General features: G+C 46.7%; 20 protein-coding genes and 1 pseudogene. 16 read left to right on the forward strand and 5 right to left on the reverse strand.

Annotated elements, in window-relative coordinates; genetic code table 11:
- The 4 genes and pseudogenes from KGF70_RS09695 to KGF70_RS09710 form a co-directional block, all read left to right on the forward strand.
- On the forward strand, positions 1-694 hold a 694-nt coding region (locus KGF70_RS09695; protein WP_216768615.1), incomplete at its 5' end, for a glycosyltransferase.
- A gap of 19 nt (positions 695-713) precedes the next feature.
- Positions 714-3,116, forward strand: a pseudogene (locus KGF70_RS09700) (glycogen/starch/alpha-glucan phosphorylase).
- A gap of 16 nt (positions 3,117-3,132) precedes the next feature.
- Entirely contained in the window at positions 3,133-4,950 is a 1,818-nt protein-coding gene (locus tag KGF70_RS09705; protein ID WP_105960908.1) for a glycoside hydrolase family 13 protein, read from the forward strand.
- A 337-nt stretch (positions 4,951-5,287) separates the two neighbouring features.
- Positions 5,288-6,055, forward strand: a complete 768-nt coding sequence (locus KGF70_RS09710) for a Cof-type HAD-IIB family hydrolase (RefSeq protein WP_216768614.1) — start codon at positions 5,288-5,290, stop codon at positions 6,053-6,055.
- 932 nt (positions 6,056-6,987) lie between these two features.
- On the opposite strand, the gene pgmB is transcribed toward KGF70_RS09710, so the two are convergent.
- From pgmB to KGF70_RS09725, 3 genes are all read right to left on the reverse strand, one after another.
- The gene (pgmB, locus tag KGF70_RS09715) at positions 6,988-7,665 is read right to left on the reverse strand and encodes a beta-phosphoglucomutase (RefSeq protein WP_216768613.1); all 678 of its coding nucleotides are present in this window, start codon (positions 7,663-7,665) and stop codon (positions 6,988-6,990) included.
- A 17-nt stretch (positions 7,666-7,682) separates the two neighbouring features.
- Positions 7,683-10,403 carry a glycoside hydrolase family 65 protein gene (locus tag KGF70_RS09720; RefSeq protein WP_216768612.1) on the reverse strand — a complete coding sequence of 907 codons (2,721 nt, stop codon included), beginning with the start codon at positions 10,401-10,403 and terminating at the stop codon, positions 7,683-7,685.
- Positions 10,404-10,786: 383 nt separating this feature from the next.
- A complete protein-coding gene (locus KGF70_RS09725) occupies positions 10,787-11,230 on the reverse strand; it encodes a pyridoxamine 5'-phosphate oxidase family protein (protein WP_003637291.1) in 444 nt (147 codons plus the stop codon).
- A gap of 199 nt (positions 11,231-11,429) precedes the next feature.
- On the opposite strand from KGF70_RS09725, the gene KGF70_RS09730 reads away from it, so the two are divergent.
- Both KGF70_RS09730 and KGF70_RS09735 read left to right on the forward strand, forming a co-directional pair.
- Positions 11,430-11,630 carry a cold-shock protein gene (locus KGF70_RS09730; protein ID WP_216768611.1) on the forward strand — a complete coding sequence of 67 codons (201 nt, stop codon included), beginning with the start codon at positions 11,430-11,432 and terminating at the stop codon, positions 11,628-11,630.
- Positions 11,631-11,718: 88 nt separating this feature from the next.
- Positions 11,719-11,940: a hypothetical protein gene (locus tag KGF70_RS09735; RefSeq protein WP_003637293.1), complete on the forward strand. Its 222-nt coding sequence runs from the start codon at positions 11,719-11,721 to the stop codon at positions 11,938-11,940.
- Between the two features lie 441 nt (positions 11,941-12,381).
- On the opposite strand, the gene KGF70_RS09740 is transcribed toward KGF70_RS09735, so the two are convergent.
- Positions 12,382-13,536: a site-specific integrase gene (locus tag KGF70_RS09740; RefSeq protein WP_216768610.1), complete on the reverse strand. Its 1,155-nt coding sequence runs from the start codon at positions 13,534-13,536 to the stop codon at positions 12,382-12,384.
- Between the two features lie 65 nt (positions 13,537-13,601).
- The gene (locus tag KGF70_RS09745; RefSeq protein WP_216768609.1) at positions 13,602-14,228 is read right to left on the reverse strand and encodes a helix-turn-helix domain-containing protein; all 627 of its coding nucleotides are present in this window, start codon (positions 14,226-14,228) and stop codon (positions 13,602-13,604) included.
- Between the two features lie 192 nt (positions 14,229-14,420).
- Here KGF70_RS09745 and KGF70_RS09750 point away from each other — a divergent pair, with 192 nt between their 5' ends.
- The 10 genes from KGF70_RS09750 (at position 14,421) to KGF70_RS09795 (ending at position 21,577) form a co-directional block, all read left to right on the forward strand.
- A complete protein-coding gene (locus KGF70_RS09750) occupies positions 14,421-14,576 on the forward strand; it encodes a helix-turn-helix domain-containing protein (protein ID WP_253954822.1) in 156 nt (51 codons plus the stop codon).
- A gap of 269 nt (positions 14,577-14,845) precedes the next feature.
- The gene (locus KGF70_RS09755; protein ID WP_056952903.1) at positions 14,846-15,076 is read left to right on the forward strand and encodes a hypothetical protein; all 231 of its coding nucleotides are present in this window, start codon (positions 14,846-14,848) and stop codon (positions 15,074-15,076) included.
- 13 nt (positions 15,077-15,089) lie between these two features.
- A complete protein-coding gene (locus tag KGF70_RS09760) occupies positions 15,090-15,890 on the forward strand; it encodes a bifunctional DNA primase/polymerase (protein ID WP_216768607.1) in 801 nt (266 codons plus the stop codon).
- On the forward strand, positions 15,890-17,284 hold the full coding sequence (locus tag KGF70_RS09765; protein WP_216768606.1) for a virulence-associated E family protein: 1,395 nt from the start codon (positions 15,890-15,892) through the stop codon (positions 17,282-17,284). Before KGF70_RS09760 ends, KGF70_RS09765 begins: the two co-directional genes overlap by 1 nt.
- Positions 17,285-17,430: 146 nt before the next feature.
- Positions 17,431-17,850 (forward strand): hypothetical protein, encoded by a 420-nt coding sequence (locus KGF70_RS09770; RefSeq protein WP_027822990.1) that lies wholly within the window; start codon positions 17,431-17,433, stop codon positions 17,848-17,850.
- Between the two features lie 24 nt (positions 17,851-17,874).
- Positions 17,875-18,060, forward strand: a complete 186-nt coding sequence (locus KGF70_RS09775) for a sporulation protein Cse60 (RefSeq protein WP_064578496.1) — start codon at positions 17,875-17,877, stop codon at positions 18,058-18,060.
- 9 nt (positions 18,061-18,069) lie between these two features.
- Entirely contained in the window at positions 18,070-18,408 is a 339-nt protein-coding gene (locus tag KGF70_RS09780; protein ID WP_216768605.1) for a phage head closure protein, read from the forward strand.
- A complete protein-coding gene (locus KGF70_RS09785) occupies positions 18,401-18,790 on the forward strand; it encodes an HNH endonuclease (protein ID WP_216768604.1) in 390 nt (129 codons plus the stop codon). Before KGF70_RS09780 ends, KGF70_RS09785 begins: the two co-directional genes overlap by 8 nt.
- 613 nt (positions 18,791-19,403) lie before the next feature.
- Positions 19,404-19,877, forward strand: a complete 474-nt coding sequence (locus tag KGF70_RS09790; RefSeq protein WP_216768603.1) for a phage terminase small subunit P27 family — start codon at positions 19,404-19,406, stop codon at positions 19,875-19,877.
- Positions 19,874-21,577: a terminase large subunit gene (locus KGF70_RS09795; RefSeq protein WP_216768602.1), complete on the forward strand. Its 1,704-nt coding sequence runs from the start codon at positions 19,874-19,876 to the stop codon at positions 21,575-21,577. Before KGF70_RS09790 ends, KGF70_RS09795 begins: the two co-directional genes overlap by 4 nt.
- Positions 21,578-21,628 lie beyond the last annotated feature (51 nt).

A 21,628-nucleotide genomic window follows, 5' to 3' on the forward strand; every position in this document is an offset into this window, starting at 1 on the left:
TGGCATCGACACCCAGGTCTATGATCCGGCGACTGACCCGGCGTTAAAGGTCAACTATACGGTCAAGGACTTAAAGTCGAAGCGGTTGGACAAATGGGCGTTACAACGGCGCCTCGGCTTACCTGAAAAAAATGTCCCACTATTGGCCGTCATTTCACGGCTGACCCGGCAAAAAGGGATTGATCTGTTGCTCGATTCATTGGATCCCTTCTTGCAGCGCCAAGATGTGCAATTAGTCGTATTAGGAACCGGTGAGCCGGCGCTCGAACAAGCCTGGCGGACCTATCAACAGGCGTACCCGCAAAAAGTGGTGGCCGCGATTCAGTTTGATACGCAGCTAGCCCAGCAAATCTACGCGGCTAGTGACCTCTTCTTGATGCCGTCAGCCTTCGAACCCTGTGGCTTATCGCAAATGATGGCGATGCATTATGGGAGTTTGCCAGTCGTGCACGCGGTCGGTGGGTTGCGCGATACGGTGCTGCCATATAATCAATATACCGGTCAGGGCACGGGGTTTAGCTTCGATGATTACCGACCAGAAGTGTTCCGCAAGATGCTGACGGTCGCCGTGAACTTATATCGGCACGACCCGCAAATCTGGCGACAGTTACAACATCAGGCGATGACCTGTGATTTTGGCTGGGAACGGTCGGCGCAGCAGTACCGAACGACCTATTTGAAGTTAATGCGTTAGGTTTAGCGGGGGTGTGAGTTTGAAATTAACGTGCGCACAGTTTAAGAAAGATTTTTTAAGTGAAATTGAGACGCTGTATTCGACAGCGCTGAATGACACGTCAACGATCGGCCAGTTTATTGCGCTCGGGCAGTTAGTCCGGCGCTACAACAGTCAAAGCTGGACGCGGACGGCGAAACTGTATCGCGACCAGCATCAAAAACAAGTCTATTACTTCTCTATCGAATTTTTGCCAGGTCGACTCCTGGCTTCTAACCTGCTGAACTTGAATTTACTGGATACGGTCAAAAAAGGGTTAAAAGAGTTGGGCTTAGATTTCGAGACCATCAGCCGAGCGGAACCCGACCCGGCACTGGGTAACGGCGGTTTAGGGCGATTAGCAGCCTGTTACATGGATGCGATGGCTAGTTTGAAAATCGCGGGTAATGGTAACGGCATCCGCTATCGCTATGGCTTATTCAAACAAGTCTTTATGGACGGCTACCAAGTCGAATTGCCCGATGATTGGTTACATCACGGTAATGTCTGGGAGACGCGCCGTGATAATAAGAGCTGCCTCGTCCAATTCGGCGGCAACGTCTGGCTCCAGCCGCAACCTGATGGCAGTTTGCAGCCGCAGTATGAAAATACGGATGATGTCTTAGCCGTTCCTTACGATGTCGGCATCGTTGGCTACCACAATGACATCACGAACACCTTACGTTTATGGTCGGCAGAACTGCCACCTAGCGCGTCTGAAAGTTATTCGTCGCAGGAACAACGGGACCGCATCAGCGATATTACCAAGGTGCTCTATCCCGATGATTCTAATTCGGCCGGACAACAGCTGCGACTGCGCCAAGAATACTTTTTCTCATCCGCTGGCGTGCAAAGCATCGTCCGAGACTTTTGTGCGAGTCATCATGGCTTACGCAATCTGGGCAAAAAGGTCGCGATTCACATCAATGATACCCATCCGACGCTCGTCATTCCGGAAATGATGCGGCTACTCATGGACGAGCATCACTGCACCTGGGACGTGGCGTGGACGTTGACGACCCAAGTGATGAGTTATACCAACCATACGATTTTACAGGAGGCTTTAGAGACGTGGCCAATCGACATGTTTAAGGGCCTGTTACCACGAATCTACCAGATTATCGTGGAAATCGACCGGCGTTATCGGGAACAACAGATGCCCATTTTTGGCAAGGCACTGGTCGATCAGACGGCGCCTTTGGGCAATGGTCAGGTGCGGATGGCCTACTTGGCAGTGATTGGTAGCCACAGCGTTAACGGGGTCGCACCGTTGCATACCGAGCTACTGAAGACGGACGTGTTACGGGGACTGTATCAAGTTTATCCCGAACGTTTTAATAACAAGACGAACGGGATTGCGACTCGGCGCTGGGTCCAACTTGCCAACCAACCCTTAGCACACCTGATTGATCAGACGATCGGCACGGATTGGCGGCGGCAGCCTGATTTGTTGCAGACGTTACTACCGTATCAACAAGACGATCACTTTTTGCACCAATTAGGACAAGTCAAACAGATTAATAAACAGGCTTTGGCAGCGTATGTATAGCGGACGATGGGCATCAAAATCAGGACCGATGCCATCTATGACGTCCAAATCAAACGGCTGCACGCCTATAAACGGCAACTACTGCACGTGTTTGAGATTCTCCGGGAGTACTTTGAACTCAAGGACCACCCGCAAGCACCGTTTGTCCCGCGGGTGCACGTTTTTGGCGCTAAGGCAGCCCCGAGTTACCACTATGCCAAGGCAATTATCAAGCTGATCAACGTGGTGGCGGACTTGGTCAATCAGGATCCGGCTATCGGGGACCGGTTGAAAGTGGTCTTCATTCCGAATTATGGCGTGTCCATCGCTGAGTTGATTATTCCCGCTGCAGACGTGAGCGAGCAGATCTCGACCGCCTCTAAGGAAGCGTCAGGGACCAGCAATATGAAGTTGATGGCGAACGGCGCGCTGTCGCTGGCGACTTATGATGGTGCTAACATCGACATTATCCAAGCGGCCGGGGCGGAGAACGAGTACCCATTCGGTCTGAAAGTGGACGAGGTCTATGACTACTACCATCGCGGCAATTATCACGCGGCGGACTTTTACCAGGCTGATCCAGAATTAAAACGCATTTTGGACAGCTTAGTCGATGGCACGATTCCAGGAATTCCAACGGTCGGCCGCGAGATTTACGATTCACTACTGCGGTACAACGATGAATTCTTTGTCTTGGCGGATTATCGCGCGTACGTCACGCAACAACAACAAATCAGTCGTGATTTTCAAGACCAGCCGACCTGGCAACAACGGTCACTAGCCAACATCGCGGCCTCCGGGCACTTTGCCGCTGATTTGGCCGTCGCCCGGTATGCGGACGATATTTGGCAAGTGCCGCACGAGCGGCTGAATTAAGAAAGGAAGGGTGACAATGCAGGTCACGTATAACTCGTTTTTACCGACATACAAGACACCCTTTGGCGCGGTCACCCAACAGACGCCCGTCCAATTCACCATCGGCATTCAAAGTGTCACGCCGGTCAAACAGGTCGACTTGTGTGTGGCGCATGATGGCCAGTGGGATGACGAGGCCACGCTACCGCTGCGACCCGTGAGTCCAACGACCTACACGACGACGTTTATCCCAACTCAGGTGGGGCTCTACTTCTATTACTTTCGCATCGAAACGGCCACCACGACGGTGTTCTACGGCTGTGTCGATGGCGGCTATGGCGGCCCCGGTGTGCAATACGTTTTGCGAGAACACGTTCAGATGTACCAATTGACGATTTTAAAGGCGATTGAGACCTTGCCCCAGTGGTACCGAGAGGGCGTCGCTTATCAGATTTTTGTGGACCGCTTTAATAATGGCAATGCGGATGGACACGTCAATGCACCGAAAGCGAATAGCTTTATCTATGGTCGTTTGACCGACCGGCCGCTGTACGTTCGTGATGAACACCGGGCGATTTTGCGCTGGGACTTTTATGGGGGCAATCTGCGGGGCATCCGCGCGAAGATTCCTTATTTACAACAGCTCGGCGTGACGATCGTTTACCTGACGCCAATTTTTGAAGCCAGTAGCAATCATCGCTACGATACGGGTGATTTTCTGAAAATCGATCCGGTCTTGGGCACGTTAGCGGACTTCGATGACCTGGTCACCGCGCTGCACCAAGCCGGGATGCGCTTGATTTTAGACGGCGTCTTCAACCACGTGGGCGTGGATTCTAAGTATTTTAATCAGGCTGAAAAGTATCCCACTGTTGGGGCGACGCAGTCCAAGGATAGCCCCTATTATCGGTGGTTTACCTTCATCCACTATCCGCAAGACTATGACAGTTGGTGGGGGATTCGGGACTTGCCGACGGTCGACAAGGAAGACCCGACCTACCGGGATTTTATCTTCGGCAAACCCGACTCGGTGATCGACTATTGGACGCAGCGGGGCGTTGATGGCTGGCGATTGGATGTGGCCGATGAACTGCCAGATGATTTTATCGCGGGGATTCGGCGGACTTTGGACCGCTATCCAGACAAAGTGCTGATTGGCGAAGTCTGGGAAGATGCTTCGCACAAGCTCGCGTACGGATTACGACGGCACTATCTGGAAGGCGGCGGACTGCACGCCGTGATGAATTACCCACTCCGGCGCTTGATCATTCACGTGTTGAACGGCATACTCAGCCCCGCAGAATGGTGGCGGGAGCTGATGACGTTGAAGGAAAACTATCCGGCGTCGACCTTCCAGTATAATTTTAATAATATTGGGACACACGATACGCCGAGAATCCTAACGATGCTAGAAGAGAACCAGCAACGGCTGCGCTTAGCGGTCCAGTTACTATTGACGCTTCCGGGAGTACCGTGCCTCTACTACGGCGATGAAGCCCTGATGCTTGGCGGCAAGGATCCGGACAATCGGGCCTTTTATCCGTGGGCTGACGCTGATCAAGCGCAGGTGCAGTTCGTGACCGAATGGCTGCACTGGCGCCGGCAACATCCTTGGTTGAATGCGGCCCACTTTGCGCCGTTTTACTTAGCGGACTACGGGATCGGCTACAGTTACTGGCAAGGCGACCAAACTGTCTTAGTCGTGATTAATGTGACGACTGAGCCGCGGACGGTCACCAGCCATGACTTGAAGTTAAGCGGCTTGCCGCTGGACTTAGCGCGGGCGATTCAACATTGCTTGGTGACCCGGACGATTGGTGGCGAACAGTGTCGTGTTATTGAAAACTTTACTTGAACTTTACAGAAAATTGATAGTTGAATAACTTAGTCTGCAGTACATTAAGGATGTACTTTTTAATAGCACCCCGCTAATAACATGGAGACCAGACATGTTAAAAAGTATCCTAGCAATCCTTGCGTTGCGGTATTAGATTGCACGCAGCTTTTCTTGAAAAGCTGCGTGTTTTGTTATGCCTTGATAATTGCCCAAGTGGGACGTGTGCATGGCCAGCTGGAATGAAAGTTCAAGCACAATTCCAGCTCAATTTGCACGACCCGCCTATAATAGACCTGTACACAGCTTCGTGTGAGCTGAGATTGTCACACGTTGAATTATTATAGGGGGTAATTGTGTGTATCAAGCAGTTGTATTTTTTGATTTGGATGGCACCCTGATGCGCGACGACAAGACGGTGGCGCCAAGTAGCATTCAGGCCATTCGACAATTAAAAGCCAATCACATCTTGCCAGTCATTGCGACGGGCCGCAACGTCTTTGAAGTGCGCGACATCATGCAACAGACTGGGATTGATTCGATCGTGAGCGCCAACGGTAGTTATGTGGCTTATCAGGGCCACTTTTTGAGCGCGCACGAACTCGATAAGGATCTCTTGGCGGATGTGACCCACTTCGCCAATCGTCAGCAGCATGCCTTGGCTTACTATAATAACGCCGGTTTTGCGTTGAGCCATCGGGATGCCCTCACCGTCGATAATTATCAAACGCTCCATCAGACGGCAACGGTCGACCCGCAGTTCTACCAACATCGCCACATTAATTTCTTACTGACTTTTGACCCACTGAATGCTTCTCAGTATGCACGTCGCTACCGTGGTCGGCTCCATTTCGTCCGCAATAATCCGCGGGCCTTGGACACGATGCAGTGGGGTGTTTCTAAAGCAGTCGGCATCCGCGATATTTTGACCAAAGCGCACCTGACGACCGTCCCAACCTACGCATTCGGCGACCAATTAAACGACATTGAGATGTTCCGCATGGTCCAGACCCCAATCGCAATGGGCAACGGTCATCCACGCGTCAAACGGCTCGCTACCTACGTTACCGCGGATAACATGCACGATGGCATCGCACAGGGGCTAAAGCACTTTGACTTGATTTGAAGCATTGGGACAAAACTAGTTTGAATTCAATAGCGGCAAGGCGTCATGATTAGACGGCTTGTCGCTTTTGGTTTAGGACATAAAGTCAAGACTGCCAGCTTAGAACCGCTGGAAATAGGGCGAGTTAGTGTAAAATTGCCTGGATGCCGCGTCCTAAGCCGTCTTCCAGGCATTCTGGGCAATGGCCGGAACGTGGTGGACACAGATTTAAGCCGCCAGCCCACGTCTTAAATACTGGTCTTTCACTAACCAAGCAAAGGACGCTTGCTAAGTGAAATTTCACCACTGGGCCTTGCCCAGAATGCCTTCCAGCCTGGACAGTATTCGAAAGGCAGACGTTTGCGGACTCAACTTTTGATGGACTGGTCGTTGGTTCCTAGTAAACAGTTATCTTGGCATTCAACTGTAAAGTTGATTCCCAATAATAGCTAAGTTATCTCGCCAACATTTTTGAGTCATCTAAGAGAGTAAAACTCTGAATTCTGTACTAATAACAACTCTAGCGTCTAACCTCAGGACTGGTTTCCATTGACGCTAGCCAGTAATCTTCAAGTCGTTTTGTCAGCATTTAAATACCGTAAACCATCATAAATACTGATTTAAAATTTTTTCTGAAGGATCATCCACCTAATATTCAATGGTCAATTGCACCCAGATAGGTGGTCGTTCATCCGCCATTCGAGCGGGTTACCGACTGTCCGGCCCGCCGGACAAAGCTCAGTAGCCAAATCGACGTCGGTTGCGTTCCGCGTTGTCAGCCGGCCCCGAAAGTCGGACTAAGGCGCGCATCGGCTGACGAACAGGAATCCTACTAATCACTAAGTCAGATACCAAAATCCGGCTAATGTGCCCAATAAAAAAACGCCCGCATCAAGCTACTTTGATGCGAACGTTGAAAACAGAGACTAATTAAATTGGCATTCAGGCAGTAATCAGGCCGTAACCAGTTGTGACTGAATGTTGGCTAAGGTCAATTGGGTGGTGTCGGTGAAGTTGATGTCAGCGGCAGCTAACACGGTGGGGTCACCGATGCCAATCGATGTTTCACCGGCGCCGTTGATGGATTGGACGCCGGCAGCCGCATCTTCGACCCCGATACATTCAGCGGGGCTCAGATTCAAAATTTCAGCGCCGCGCCGGAAGATTTCTGGATCTGGTTTACCATGCGTTAGCGTGGCAGGATCAACGGCCTTGGTGAAGTAGTGCCCCAGGCCTAATTTGCTCAACACTAGTGGCGCATTCTTAGAGGCCGAAGCCAGCGACATGGCATAACCATGGGCTTGCAATTCTGCTAAGAAATCAGTGATGCCTGACAAAATGTTAGCGGGCGTCATTTGATTGACCAGTGCGAGATAATTAGTGTTCTTTTCGGCAGCTAACGCGGCTTTTTGGTTAGGGGTGAAGTCATTTTCTCGATGCCCACGGGCTAAAATCAAGTTCAGTGAATCCATCCGGCTGATACCTTTGAGCGCGTCGGCCAACTGGTCATCCCAACTTACGCCGACCTTGTCCGCAATTTGATGCCAAGCCTGACTATGAAAGACCGACGTATCCGTGATGACGCCATCGAGATCGAAGACAAATCCTTTGATTGCTGCAAATTCAACCATCGTTTTTTCCTCCTAATTTAACTGGCATAAGTGACTGACAGTGGTTTCTTAGCTTGTAATTGGTACGATTGCTTGCCGATAATGATCGTGCTTGGTTGATCAGCGGTGACGGTGACGCGCTGATGGTCAATGACGAAGACGTAGTGGATACCCCGGAACAGATGCTTGAATTTCAAAGTCTGCCAGTGGTCTGGCAACTGCGGATTGACTTGCAGGTGCTCACCGAGGGGACTGACACCACCAAAATTGCGGGTGGTCAGATTTAAAGTGGCACACATCACGCCTAAGTGAATGCCTTCTGCCGTGGTCCCACCTTGAATATCATAGTAATCGGAGGCGAGGGCTTCTGAGAACAGCTTCCAAGCGTCATCATCGTTGTCATCAAGCTGGTTCAAGACCGCGTAAACGATGCGTGATAGGGTCGAACCATGGGTCGTGCGGGCCAGGTAGTACTGAATGTTGTGGGTCAAATACTCTTTAGGGAGTTGATACCCCATTTGTTCGATCAGACCCTGGACTGTTGGCACGTCAAAGTTGTAAAAGGCCATCAGGGCGTCCGCTTGTTTGGCGACTTGGTAGGCATCCGGCGTCTTATCTTCCGCCTTCAAGATGCGGTCCATCCGGGCAATATCACCGTATTTTTGATGATAAGCCTGAAAATCAAGCTTCGGCAGATTGAAGTACCCTTCAAATTGGGCAATGACCCCGCGACGGTTGATTTCTAAGGCCAGATGATGACTAATATCCGTCAACTTTTGACTAGTGGCCGTATCGAAACTGGCCGCTTCAGCCGCTTGTTGGAAGGCCGACTGTGGCATTTGTGCTTTGAACTTCGTAATGATATCGAAGAGCCAGGCGACCATGATATTGGTATAGGCGTTATTCTTCAATCCCGGCTTAGTACTGTTCGGGTAATTTTCGTGGAATTCGTCGGGACCCATCACGCCACTAATATCGTATCGTCCAGTTTCTTCATTATAGGTCGCTTTACTGATCCAAAATGCGGCAATTGAGAGCAATAATTCCATCCCATAATGATTGAGAAAGTCGCGGTCTTGCGTGACGTGGTAGTAGAACCAGACGTTGTAGGTAATATCTAACGAGACGTGGCGTTGTAGGCGGCTGTTGTCTGGATCCCAGGTCTTCGTGATGGGATTCAGATGGGTGAATTGCGACTGCTCGTCACCCTTTGAAGCGGATTGCCACGGGAACATAGCGCCGCGATAGCCTTCCGCCTGGGCATTTTTACGAGCCGCTGGTAATCGCCGGTAACGGTAGTACAGCAGTTGTTTGGCTAATTCTGGTCGGTGCAAGGTGTAGAACGGCAAAATGAACATTTCATCCCAGAAGACGTGACCACGGTAAGCCTCGCCGTGTAATCCACGGGCCCCCACGGAAGCGTCTAGTTGGCCACTTTCAATGGCGGCAGCGGAAACGAAACTGTGGTAGATGTTCACCCGCAACAGGCGCTGACTAGTAATGTCGCCGCGAACTTTGATATCGGTCGTCCGCCAAGTTGCGTCCCAATAGTCCTTGCTGGCACTTGCCGTTTTGTCAAAACTGGACTGGTCGAGTTCGGCTTGGACCTGGGTCAACTGAGCGTCATCAGCGACGTTGCTCGTCGTGATCACGACGTCTTTATCAAACGTATAAGTCTTACCAGCTTCGACGGCTAGCGAGACGGTTTGTTGAACGCCCTGGGATTGTTGCGTGCTGTGGAAATTCTTGATGGCAGGTACGTCGGGACTGGTCAGTTGGGCACCAATCGTATAGTTGATGTGCGATGATTTAGTTTGTCCCGAGAGAAAAACGGTATTGGCCGCAGTCTCGATGCCCATCGTCTGTAAGTGATGCTGGTCAAAAACGTTGTAACGACTGACATTACTGTTGACGACGCTGCCATCGATTTCGGAATAAATCTGTAAGCTCCCGGCAAAGTTGAGCGGTGTCACTTGATAGCGGATGCTGTAACGGTGCCAGTCCTGCATGTTAGCGACCTTTTGTGAGCGAATCTTGAGCTGATGGCCGGAAGCCAGCTGAATGAGTTTGGTCGTTGTCAGAATCCCAGTTTTTAGATTGAGGCTCCGATAAACGTCTTGTAAATCGTGTTCATTGAGTCGAAATGGGGTTTGGTGATCGATGCCAAACGTGATGAATTGTGCGTTCGGTAGATTGACTAAGTCTTCGTTGGTGACTTGGTGGTCATTGATGGTCGTCGTTTCTTGGTCGAAGACGCCGGCAACGTAGGTTCCTGGATAATTATCCTTGTCCGCGTGACTTTCCAAAAAGGCGCCACGTAGCCCGAAGTAGCCGTTACCAATCGTCAGCATGGCTTCTTGACCGTTATTGCGGACGCCGTGATACTGGCCGTAGTAGTCGAGATGCCACTTTAAGTAGGCACTCTTGGCTTTGACGGCGGCTGCCAGTCCGAGTTGCTCAACGGCGGCTTGACTGACGACCGGAATGTTCAGCAAGTTCGTTAACGCCAAGCCAACATCGATGCGGTCGTAGTTCACGCCGACGATCGTATCAGAGAAGGGGTACGATAAGCCGTTCTCAAGAATTGCCGCGTCAAATTTCAATCCTGCTAGGCGAACCTTGATGTTTTCCAGGTTTTCACCGATTGATTGGTCAGGATTATAAGCAATTAGGTAATGGACGGTCGCTTCTTGTCCCGATACCGGGTGATAGGCGATGTCCATCGCATCATTTTCAATTCGCAATCTAATAAGTTTCATTAGTTCACACTCCTTAGTTCGGTCATTAAAAATTGCATTCATTTAATTATAACTATGAAAATATTAGGTACACTTATAGCCTAGTCTCTTTTTAGCGGCCTCGCAAATATTGCGGCTGAAAGCACGTCGTTACGGGGATGAAAGCGGCATTACTTATGAAGGTGAATGAACGAATCAAGGGGGGCTTGTGGCCTTGTCGGGGCGAACTTGGTGCACGGTCAAGTTAGAGGCCAGTGCTAATTCGAGGATGATTTTACATAAAAAGCCGCCATTAAACGACGGTCTAATGACGGCTTTCAGAATATAATAATGGCAATATCTTGAGGTGCGCACACGCAGCCGGACGCCTGAAACGACGCTGGACAAGCTCGCGCGGGTCAGATTTAATGCGGTCGCTCATCAGTGGGTGGATCGATGAGTTCCAGGTGGTCGATCGTCATCATCTGACGAATTTTGATCGAATTGGTCTGAAAATGCAGAATGACCGGGTCCTTGTAGTCCAGTTGTTGCTGAAAGTCGGTCAGCGCCGTGCGCCAATCCTGGTCAAACGCGTTGTTGCCGACCAGGGTCAATTTACCGCGTAACATAATGGATGAATAGTCCGAGAGTTGATAGTAAAATAGGCTGGCCTGCCGACAGTTCTGAATATTTTGCGTGGTTGATGTTTGGCGGCTGGTATAGAAGTAGAGTTCTTCCAGTCGCCGTTTGATTGGTAAAGGACTCAGCGCTACCATGGTCGGATAGCCATCCGCATCAACGGTTGCTAATGTGAAGACGGGGGCTGTCTGAATCATCTGGAGCGCTGCTTGTCGAGTGGTATGTTGCATGATTAGCTTCCCCCTTTGTTACTAATTAGTATGCCTGAACTGCGGGGGAAAGTCATCCGTTATGCATGGCGTTATTTGCCCTTAATTCGGCGAGGTATGATATACTTGAAGCACTTAGCGCGCGGGGCACTCCAGCGATGGGGCGTCCTAAGGGTTAACGTTGTCGCCACTTCAGTCAGTTCTGAGAGGACTTATATTAATGAAAAATGGTACGGTAAAATGGTTCAACGCGGATAAGGGATTTGGTTTTATTACGGGTGAAGACGGTACCGATGTCTTCGTTCATTTCTCAGCGATCCAAACGGATGGTTTCAAGACCTTAGATGAAGGTCAAAAAGTAACCTATGATGAAGAACAAAGTGATCGTGGTCCGCAAGCGACGAACGTTCGACCTCAATAGTTAGCAGTGTGCCGAACCGTTGATGTTAACGGTTCGGTTTTTCAGTTGGTGATGTCCGTCAGACAAACAAGAAAGCTAAGTGGTCAGGATGGATTTTGTAGATGTTTATGGTATTAAACATGAGAATTGTACGTTGGTCACGCCTGCGCGTGAGTATCAGCGAGTTGTGATTTTTATGGATGCCGTTGGGCGGCGCTTTGTCGCGATGGACCCCGATGCGCAACCGACCAAGTACGGAAGCAGTAACCAACATTGGCACCAGGCTAAGCCGAGCGAGGCACCTGAAGGCTATTTTCATATTGAAAAGTAAACCCAGCATTGTTGTTATTGATGCTGATGTCAAAAAAGGACTGGCGCGGCTGTACGGCTGCGGTCAGTCCTTTCACTTTTTGGGCGTATAAAAAAATCAGCTTTCACGGTGGATTATCACAGCGTGAAAACTGATTAGTGTGGTTATATGATGGGCAGTCAGGGGTTTGAACCCAACTGAAACATAAACGCTATTAAACCAGTGCTTATGCGGTGTTTCACGTGAGACTTTTTACCTTTGGCTTACCAATTGGCTTACTTTTACTATGAAGTGTTAAAATAACCCAGTTTCCTGCTATAACTGAAAATGTTTGTTTTAACGTGGTCCACGTGGTCCGGTGGTCCAAACGTTGATATATCAGCACTTCAAAGACCCCTTGACGTGGTCCATATGGTGGTCCAACGTGGTCCACTTGGTAAAAAGTGCCTGAATATGCCAAGTTTAGAAGCCTAAATAATTGGCTAACTTATTGGCCGCCTGTTGATTTTGGCCCTTAGTGACGTGTGTGTAAACATTTAGGGTTGTTGCAACGTCCTCATGGCCCAATCGGGTTTGTACTTCTTTAATGGTGGCACCAGCGGCAAACAAAGCGGAGGCGTGACTGTGTCGAAATCCATGTACGGTAATACTAGGGGTTAGGTGGTAATCAGTGATGATCCGCTTTAACCACTTACCCGGAGTATTAAGCGATTTAAAACCGTTCTTAGTGTTAGCAAAAACTAACTGATCCGGCTGTAACGTATTAAAACCTAAAAACAAATAATATTCACGTTGCTGTTTATGCCAGCGTTGTAATATTTCTACCGTCGTATTGTCTAAGCTGACAGTGCGGCGGCCCTTTTTTGTCTTAGGGGCTTGAATAATCTGCTTGCCGCGTTTCCCTTGGGTAAGTGTTTTATTAACCCGCAAGGTCTTATGGACAAAGTCAATATCTTGCCATGTCAGGGCTAAACACTCGCCACGTCGCACGCCTGCAAACGCTAGTACCCGGAAGAGACAATACTTTTCGGGTTCTTTTTGCTGGTTAATGCACTTGAAGAACGTCTTTAGTTGATCGCGATCCCAGAAGTTATCGGGCTTATCACCCCAACTATCAGGCTTGACCGGCATTGTAATCATTCTAGCTGGATTATGTGTGATATAGCCGTGTTTTAAGCCGTATTCAAAGACTGATACCAGATAATTGTACCAACGCTTGTAATTGTACGTGACTTCTTTAAACCATAGATTAACAGCACGCTGGCACTGGTTGACGGTGATGGTTCGTAACCGCTTGTTACCAAACAACGGCAAGATGTGATTATCGAACATACCAGCAGTCCTTGCCCAAGTGCTTTCACGAACGGTATTAATATACTGGTCGTACCATTCATGATAGACGTCAACGAAGAGAATATTGTTATCAACTGGTAAAACCGGTTCTTGCTGTAACTCTACTTCAATTCTGGATAAAGCAATCCGAGCAGCGCTTTTTGATTTAAAGCCCCGACGCCGGGTTGATTTCTTTTTACCAGTTTGAGGATCAACACCTAAATAAACTTGAAACTGATAACGGGTATTCCCGTCCTTGTCCTGATACTTCTTGATTGTTGCCATTTATAATTTCCTCCATAACGTACCGTGCGGGGGCAGTGTTATGTAGAACAAAAGAATAAATAGCTCTATTTGAAATGCTTGTTGATACTAGTAGTTAAGGAATCTTGGAACTCTTTAAATTCGGAAGGCTTTTTTTCACCAGAGATTACAGTAGTTAACCCACTCATGAAAGCAGTCAAACTAGTAAACAATTCATCTAAATTGTCCGTGCCATCTCGTTCTTGTTCTTTTAACTGTAACATTAATCGTGAAATTTGAACGGCTAATACTTTTTGACTAGGTGAAAAGGACTCATAGGCAGTCTCATTAAATACTTTTTCCGCCATGTTCTTAGTGGCTTTGACCATATTGGAAGTTTCAACACGAAAATCAATTGAAGCTTCATTCATTAGTAGTTTTTCATCTGGTGTTATTGTTCCTCTTTTATATTTTTCGGCGAGAGAGTCAATTGTAGAAACGGTTATAGATGAACCATGTAATAAATAATCAACTGAAACACCACCTAAATCAGCGATTATCTTTAAACGTCTTTTATTTGGTAAATTCCTGCCATGCTCCCAGTTATTAACTGTACCTCTAGTAACAGTCCCGTCTGAATCTAATCTCTGGTTTATACTATCAGCAAAGTCAGCTTGCGTTTTTCCCAGTGTGATACGTATGGTTTTAATCCTTTGACCTGTTAGAGTATCCATATAAAACAACCACCTTTCTACAAAAACTAATTATACATGTAAAGAAATGTATTGACAAACAATAAATGATCGTGTTAGTATCATTTTGTAAAGAAATGATAGGTATTGATATGGCAATATTTTTTTACATGTATGTATTGATTTGTAAAGAAACGGAGAGTGAAACAAATGAATAAAGGTTTTTCTAAGTATATGAATTTAGGAGAAGCGTGCCAATATTTAAATGTGAAATCACGTAACACACTGAATAAGTATATTAAGCAAGGATTACCGGTCATTATCATTAATGGGACCAGACGCATAGATAAAGCGGATGCAGATAAGTTCATGGAATCACATAAAGTTTAATTTGCACCGTGCGGGGGCAGAACACATTTAAGGAGGTGATCTCATGATAGCAACAACAATCCTATGGGCAATCAAGTTTATGATTGTGTCGTTTATTGGCAACGTGGTGGCTAAGTTAATCAAGAACCCGCGTCGGTATCTTGGAATTTGAGGTAAGTCGCATGGGAAAGCATACAAAAAAGACCTACTTTACTTTGGACAGTAGTAGGTCGAAGAGATAATCAAAAATATGCTTTCCCTTATTTTAACACGAATAAGGAGAATGGAAAATGACAAATAGTGAATTAATGGAACAAGCTAAGAATTTATCAGCGGCACGTGACAATCTGAAAATGGCGATTGACTACTTAGATATGGTGTCTGCTTCAGTTAATCAAGGAAATGTATGGGCAGGACGATTATTTTTCGCAGACCACCGCGCTGAAAACGTTGTTGAAAACATGCAAAATGTTGCTGATTCGATTATGGCAGTTAGCAATGCCATTTGTCCCGAAGATTAGGCGGTGCTGAAAAATGAAAGAGTTCGCAACGCTCGATAAAGCAATTGAGCTGGCCCAACGAGGCTATGCTGTTTACCCACTAATTGAGAATACAAAGAAACCACCGAAAGGGGTGGCCGGCTATAAAGACGCAACTAGTGACCAGAACACCATCTTAGCATGGTTTCAAAATAACCCGTATTACAACTTAGGCTTTCGATTAGACACGCCCCACTTATTGGTAGTTGATGTTGATATTCATGATTCTACTAAGAATGGAAAAGATAGCCTGATGAAATTACAGCGTCAAGGCAAGACACTTTCACCAGATACGTACATTGAAAAGACCGCTGGTGGTGGTCTTCATTACTTTTTTAAATACGCGGGTGCTAAGGTTCGCAAAATTGACGTTTGGCCCGGAATTGACTTGCTAAGTGACTTCACGGTGATTGCACCAAGTGAGATTAACGGCAAAGTGTATGAACCCTTAGGTGGCCGAACGTTGGCTGATATTAAGCCGGCTCCTCAATGGCTAGTCGATAAGTTGGCGGGCCAAAAAGTGAACTGGCCGTCAGAACGCGCCTATGCTACACGCCAAAAGAAGTATACCGGTCGCTTGTTAGATGAAATGGTAACTGGGACAACCCAAGGTAATCGCAATGCTTGGTTAACTAAAATTGCCGGTCGTATGTTTGGCGTCGGTGCTGCTCCCAAGACAGTCTATAACATGCTGTCAGTGATCAATGATTCGTTCGTTGATCCGGCACTACCAAGCAAGGAGGTTAATGTAATTTTTCAATCCATTTTAAAACGAGAGAGTAAGGGGGTTCATTAATGGGCAAAGCAATGGATTTACCAGCAGAGACCCGAGAAGCGGCCAATAATGTTATCAAAATGCAACGTGACGCTGATTGGCAGAATGATTTCAAAAAAAATTCGGACGATGGGATCAAAACACAGTCTCTTTACAATATCCGTTTAATTATGGAACATGACGAAATGTTGAAAGGACTAGTTGTCTTTGACGAGTTCTCGGAACAAATTGTCAAAACACCACAAGCAGACAATTCACTGTTCAAAAAAGGTTTTTGGAATGATAGTGATGACACGTTATTGAGAAGTTATATTGAAGATCATTACAACTTGTTATTCAGCAAGGAAAATATTACCGACGCGGTAGTTACAGAAGCACGCCGCAAGACAATCAATCCGGTTAAGGCTCGTATTGAAGCGGTAGAATGGGACGGCCAGCCACGTGCTGAACGTTATTTCATTGATTACTTAGGTGCCGAAGATAATCACTACACCCGCACCATCACTAAGAAATGGCTAACTGGTCTTATTGCCCGGGCCTATGTTCCCGGAGTTAAGTTTGAAATTGTACCTATCTTAGAGGGAAGCCAAGGACTTGGCAAGAGTACGGCTGGTAAGAATCTATACCCGGATAAATTCAATGATTCGCTGAAAGGAATGGGTAAGCAGAAAGACGATTATCAACAGTTACAAGGTAGTTGGATTATTGAAGTTGCCGAGCTTTCCGCCATGAAAAAAACGGACGTTGAGGGAATTAAAAATTTTATTAGTGCACAATCCGACACATATCGGAATAGTTACGGCCGCTATGCGTTGCCACACCCGCGTAAATGCGTATTTATTGGCACGACTAACCAAACCGACTATTTAAAGGACGCGACCGGTGAACGGCGCTTCTATCCAATTAAATGTGGGGTCAACAAGGCCAAATTAGATGTATGGCACCCGGACGAGAATTATATACTTCAAGTATTGGCGGAGGCCGCGTATTGGTTTAGGAATGGCGAACTGCTATATCTGGATCAGGCCACCGTGAAAGAGGCTAAGGCGTATCAGATGGCTGCGGAAGCTGTTGACCCTATGCGAGATGCCATTGAAGGATTTTTAGCAATGGAAGTTCCCACAGATTGGGGAAAAATGAGTACCAGCTTAAAACAAAGCTATGTCAGTGACTACGGTCAGCAATCTAAGTGGCTACAAGATCAAGTTAGCAATGAACGGAAACTGCTCAATCAAACAACAACTCGGGAAATTATGGAAGTTGTCTTCCATAAAACAGTTGATCGTTATTTAACCGGGCGAACAAACTCGGAAGCTAAGCGAATTAAGTTGTTAATGGACAATATGGACGGGTGGAAAAGTCAACGAATTAGAATGAATGGCCAACGTCTACATGGGTATATGCGCGAAGTTTAATCAGAAATTTACCAAGTGGACCACGTTGGACCACCATATGGACCACGTCAAGGGGGCTTTGAAGTGCTGATATATCAACGTTTGGACCACCGGACCACGTGGACCACGTTAAAACAAACATTTCCAGTACAGGAGGAAAATGAAAAATGAAAGTAATTTATCCAAGTTTAGTTGAGCAAGCTTTTGACATTTACGTTAAACAATATGGGCCAATTGTCTCAAATAGAGTTAATGAATTAAAATCGTGTATTTACAGAGCCTTGATTAAAGAAGGTGCTTTAGATCAAAATGGTGAGCCAACTCAAAAAGCAAAAGATAAAGGATTGGTTGGGAACTTTGCCCCAAATGAAGATGGAGAATATGAGCCAGAAACTGTAAGAGACTTAAAACTCATGTACCCCATATATGCACAATTTAGTGACGATCACTTTAAGAAATCAAGTCAAGGTTGGTTAGCTGACGCCTACGTTATCCGAAACGTTTCAAGCCAAGTTTTGAATAATCCTTTAAGCGATGAAGAACAACGCAAAAATGCGTACAAGATGTTGGAACAATTAGATGATTAACATGATAGAAAGGATCTAACTATAATGATTAAAACAAAAACAGTAGTTCGGCCAACACCAAGAGAACTAGACACGGGGGTATCATCGGCAATTAAACGTTTGGAAACGCAGGATTATGATGTCTTAGATGTTAAGTTTTCTACGAATGCTTGCAGTGAAGATGAAGATTCTGCTTTGGTAGAATATTGTGCCATGATTATTTACAAGTGAGGTTAACTAATGAAGAACTATAATCTAAGTCGACTAAATAAGCGGGCACAGTTTGGCACCGTTAAGTCAGTTGAAAATTTAATAAACGGCACAACCAAGCAACAATTCGTGCCACTGTTCACTGTCTGGTGTGGTGAGTATACGTTGACCATCAGTAACACTATTAGCCTTACTGGTACAACTGCGACAACTAACCAGCTAATTGCGGTGCGCCATGATGAACGTATTACCACAGCACTACTAGCGTTGCTAGATGGTGTTGAGTATAAGGTTGCTGGCGTTAGTTCTGATGGTGAACTGAATGCCTATGACGTGGTCACACTAACAAAGGTTAACGGTCATGGCTAAGCCAATGAAACAGTGCGAGCACCCGGGTTGTCGGACGTTGGTTGCCTATGACACACGCTACTGCGAGAAGCACCGCAAGGCCACTAACAAGTGGCGGTATCACAAACGCATGTACGATTCTGATGAGAGTAAGTATCAACAATTCTACAAGTCGTCAGCATGGCGCAAGTTGTCACGGCGGTTCTTAGAACTTAACCCAGTATGTATCAAGTGTTATGAAGATGGCGTGATTCGTAAGGCAGATGTAGTTGATCATGTTATCGAAATCAAAGACGACTGGTCAAGGCGACTTGATGAAAGCAACCTACAGCCATTGTGCTACCGACACCATAACCGAAAAACGGGATTGGTTAGAGAACAACGGAAACAACAAACTAAATAATCAATGAGTGTCGTGCTGAAAGGTACGGCGCTTTTTAGGTGAGCGGAGTTTTCCGCTAAGTGAATCAGACTGGCTAAGCTTAACTTAGGTAGTAGATCTGCGCAAAACTGCGCTGAACTTTCAGCCGAGCTACTAAGCGGAGTTTTCCGCTGACCTAACCAACCCGCATTTTGCGTCTACGTTGCCAAAAGTGGCAATTGACTGCGCCAAGTTTTCGGCTGAGTGAGCAATTCAAGTTGGCGGCTTAATTTTCGGCCACGAGACTAATTCAAAACGGCATGACAGCCCAGAAACGTTGATATGGGGGGGCTATGGTCGACCAAAAAGGAGCGGACAGCATACTTTTGTGTTTATAAAAGTCCCTTTTTAACTTTGATTTTTTGCTTATTTTGCTGGATTGTGAAATATCACTACTAATAATGCGAAATTTGAACAAATAAACAGTCAGGGGGTAACATGTCAACATGTACATGTTATTATTTGCACTTTTTAGAGATATGTGCGATAATATAGGTATAATAAACGAATTCTGGATATATGTTCAATAAGCCGCTATGGGTATAACTCGTGGTGGCTTTTTGGTGCGTAAACTTAAATGAAAGGAGTGATCCGAATGGGTCGAAAAGTAAAAGCCTTGGCTAGTATGAATAAACATTTAACCAATGATGAGCGTGATCAACGTAAAGACGCTGAAAAAGCGCTGTTTGATTATCCGGTGCTTGATTTAACGCCCCCTGATTGGTTACATGACCGTGCTTTGACTGAATGGAAACGTGTTTCCCCGTATTTGAAAGCCAACACGCCCATTAGTGAACTTGATCGGGCTATGTTAGCCAGTTATTGCCGCGCTTATGCCACGGTACAGACTTGCGAGAATGATATTCGTAAGAACGGACTGGTACAAACTAATCAAGAGACTGGTGTACGTAAGCCGAACCCTTATGTGGCCTTGCAGTCGCAAGCGATAAAAGACTTAAAAGCCTTAGCCAATGATTTAGGCATGTCGCTATCGAGCCGGGCCCGCATGGAATTAAACAAGCAAAAAAATGAGACACCCGAAGATACTTTCGAGGCGATGTTGTCATGATTGAATATGTTGACCAAGTGTTATCGGGTCAAGTATTGGCTGGTCAAAAAATCAAATGGGCGTGTGAGCGATTTAAACGCGATCTAAGCCGTTCTAAGGGCGACAGCTTCCCATTCTACTACGACGAAGACAAAGCGGCTCAGGCGGTCAAATTTATCGAATTAATGCCTAAGACTGACGGCACCAAGCTAACCATGCAGCCCTTTCAAAAATGGATTATTAGTGAACTGTATGGCTGGAGTGAGAAAGCAACCGGCAACCGGCGTTATGATCGGGCGTTTATTAGTATGGCCCGAAAGAACGGTAAAACCTATCTGGCTTCTGGCATGGCCGCTAATGGCCTTTTAAGAGAACGTCAGCCCGCCCGCAACCGACAAGTATTATTCGTAAGCAACGCCCTCAAACAAGCTAAATTGGGCTATGACATGCTTTCAAGTGGGTTACGGCAAGTCCGCAAGCAATCGAAGTACATGCGGCAACGGATTAAGGTACAGAAGCAAGCCATTACTGACTTAGAAACTGATTCGCAAGCCTTAGCCCTTGCCAGTGATACCAGTACGCTTGATGGTTATGCCGGGACTACCGTTATTTTAGATGAATGGCACGAAGCTAAAGACCGCAAAGTGTACAACGTTTTAAAGTCTGGTCAAGCACAAGAAGATAATTCCCTGCTGGCGGTGATTTCCACCTCGGGTCTTAACCTTAACGTTCCAATGCACGCCGAATATGACATGCTGACGGACGTTTTAAAGGGGAAAACCGAAGCTGACCGTTATTTTGTGGCAATCTGGGAACTGGACGACCGCGAAGAAGTTTACGATCAAGCTAATTGGATCAAGGCAAACCCGTTATTCAGTGAACCACACGTTAAACAACGCATGACGGAAAAGATTCAGGCCGACGTTGACCTTGCCATTAAGCAGAACAACCTAATCCCGGTACTGGTTAAGAACTTCAATATGTGGTTGCAAGCTAGTGAGGACAGCTATATTTCAGCCGACGATTGGGCCGCTGGTAAATTGGCAAAGGTGCCCGACTTACATAATCGTGACGCCTATATTGGCATTGATTTATCCAAAAGTAATGACTTGACCGCGGTTAGTTGGTTGATACCAATCGGCAATGGTCAGTTTTATTGTGATAGTCATTCGTTTGTGGGCACTAAGTACGGCCTGGATTCTAAGATTAAACGTGATGGGATTGATTACCGGTCAATGGAGCGCGCTGGTGAGTGTAGTATTACTCGCCTTGATAGTGGTGTGATTGATTATGACGAGCTATTCGACTACGTGCAAAATCTGGTCGGTCAATATAACTGGAAAGTAAAAGCCATCGCGTATGACCCGTACAATGCGCAGACCTTGATTACTAAGTTTGAAAAACTCAATTATCAATTATTTGAAGTGCGACAAGGCACCAAGACTTTGAATATTCCCACCCGTAACTTTCGTGACCAGCTTTACGATGGCAAGATTAAACATAACGGTAACAAGATTCTCGCTTATGCGGTCAATAACGCCATCTTGAAAGTGATAAACAATGGCTGGCAACTGGATAAGGCACGCAATAGCAACCGGATTGACCCGGTAGCAGCCTTAATTAATTCTTACGTTGCCGGTATGGACTATTACCAAGAAAGTGAGGATCAACAACATGCAGAAGATTACTACAAAACAGCGACTGCGGCAGATTTGTTCTGATTATGTACAAACGATCTTGTTGGTGATTGGGTTAATCTGCTTAGTAATTGG

It is taken from the genome of Lactiplantibacillus sp. 7.2.4 (assembly GCF_018991185.1).
In the GTDB taxonomy this organism is placed as follows: Bacteria; Bacillota; Bacilli; order Lactobacillales; family Lactobacillaceae; genus Lactiplantibacillus; species Lactiplantibacillus pentosus.

Excerpts from the sequence above, each read along its gene's own strand:
- KGF70_RS09705 (WP_105960908.1), top strand. The coding sequence starts at position 3,133 with ATGCAGGTCACGTATAACTCGTTTTTACCGACATACAAGACACCCTTT.
- pgmB (WP_216768613.1), bottom strand. The coding sequence starts at position 7,665 with ATGGTTGAATTTGCAGCAATCAAAGGATTTGTCTTCGATCTCGATGGC.
- KGF70_RS09720 (WP_216768612.1), bottom strand. The coding sequence starts at position 10,403 with ATGAAACTTATTAGATTGCGAATTGAAAATGATGCGATGGACATCGCC.
- KGF70_RS09725 (WP_003637291.1), bottom strand. The coding sequence starts at position 11,230 with ATGCAACATACCACTCGACAAGCAGCGCTCCAGATGATTCAGACAGCC.
- KGF70_RS09730 (WP_216768611.1), top strand. The coding sequence starts at position 11,430 with ATGAAAAATGGTACGGTAAAATGGTTCAACGCGGATAAGGGATTTGGT.
- KGF70_RS09735 (WP_003637293.1), top strand. The coding sequence starts at position 11,719 with ATGGATTTTGTAGATGTTTATGGTATTAAACATGAGAATTGTACGTTG.
- KGF70_RS09740 (WP_216768610.1), bottom strand. The coding sequence starts at position 13,536 with ATGGCAACAATCAAGAAGTATCAGGACAAGGACGGGAATACCCGTTAT.
- KGF70_RS09745 (WP_216768609.1), bottom strand. The coding sequence starts at position 14,228 with ATGGATACTCTAACAGGTCAAAGGATTAAAACCATACGTATCACACTG.
- KGF70_RS09750 (WP_253954822.1), top strand. The coding sequence starts at position 14,421 with ATGAATTTAGGAGAAGCGTGCCAATATTTAAATGTGAAATCACGTAAC.
- KGF70_RS09755 (WP_056952903.1), top strand. The coding sequence starts at position 14,846 with ATGACAAATAGTGAATTAATGGAACAAGCTAAGAATTTATCAGCGGCA.
- KGF70_RS09760 (WP_216768607.1), top strand. The coding sequence starts at position 15,090 with ATGAAAGAGTTCGCAACGCTCGATAAAGCAATTGAGCTGGCCCAACGA.
- KGF70_RS09765 (WP_216768606.1), top strand. The coding sequence starts at position 15,890 with ATGGGCAAAGCAATGGATTTACCAGCAGAGACCCGAGAAGCGGCCAAT.
- KGF70_RS09770 (WP_027822990.1), top strand. The coding sequence starts at position 17,431 with ATGAAAGTAATTTATCCAAGTTTAGTTGAGCAAGCTTTTGACATTTAC.
- KGF70_RS09775 (WP_064578496.1), top strand. The coding sequence starts at position 17,875 with ATGATTAAAACAAAAACAGTAGTTCGGCCAACACCAAGAGAACTAGAC.
- KGF70_RS09780 (WP_216768605.1), top strand. The coding sequence starts at position 18,070 with ATGAAGAACTATAATCTAAGTCGACTAAATAAGCGGGCACAGTTTGGC.
- KGF70_RS09785 (WP_216768604.1), top strand. The coding sequence starts at position 18,401 with ATGGCTAAGCCAATGAAACAGTGCGAGCACCCGGGTTGTCGGACGTTG.
- KGF70_RS09790 (WP_216768603.1), top strand. The coding sequence starts at position 19,404 with ATGGGTCGAAAAGTAAAAGCCTTGGCTAGTATGAATAAACATTTAACC.
- KGF70_RS09795 (WP_216768602.1), top strand. The coding sequence starts at position 19,874 with ATGATTGAATATGTTGACCAAGTGTTATCGGGTCAAGTATTGGCTGGT.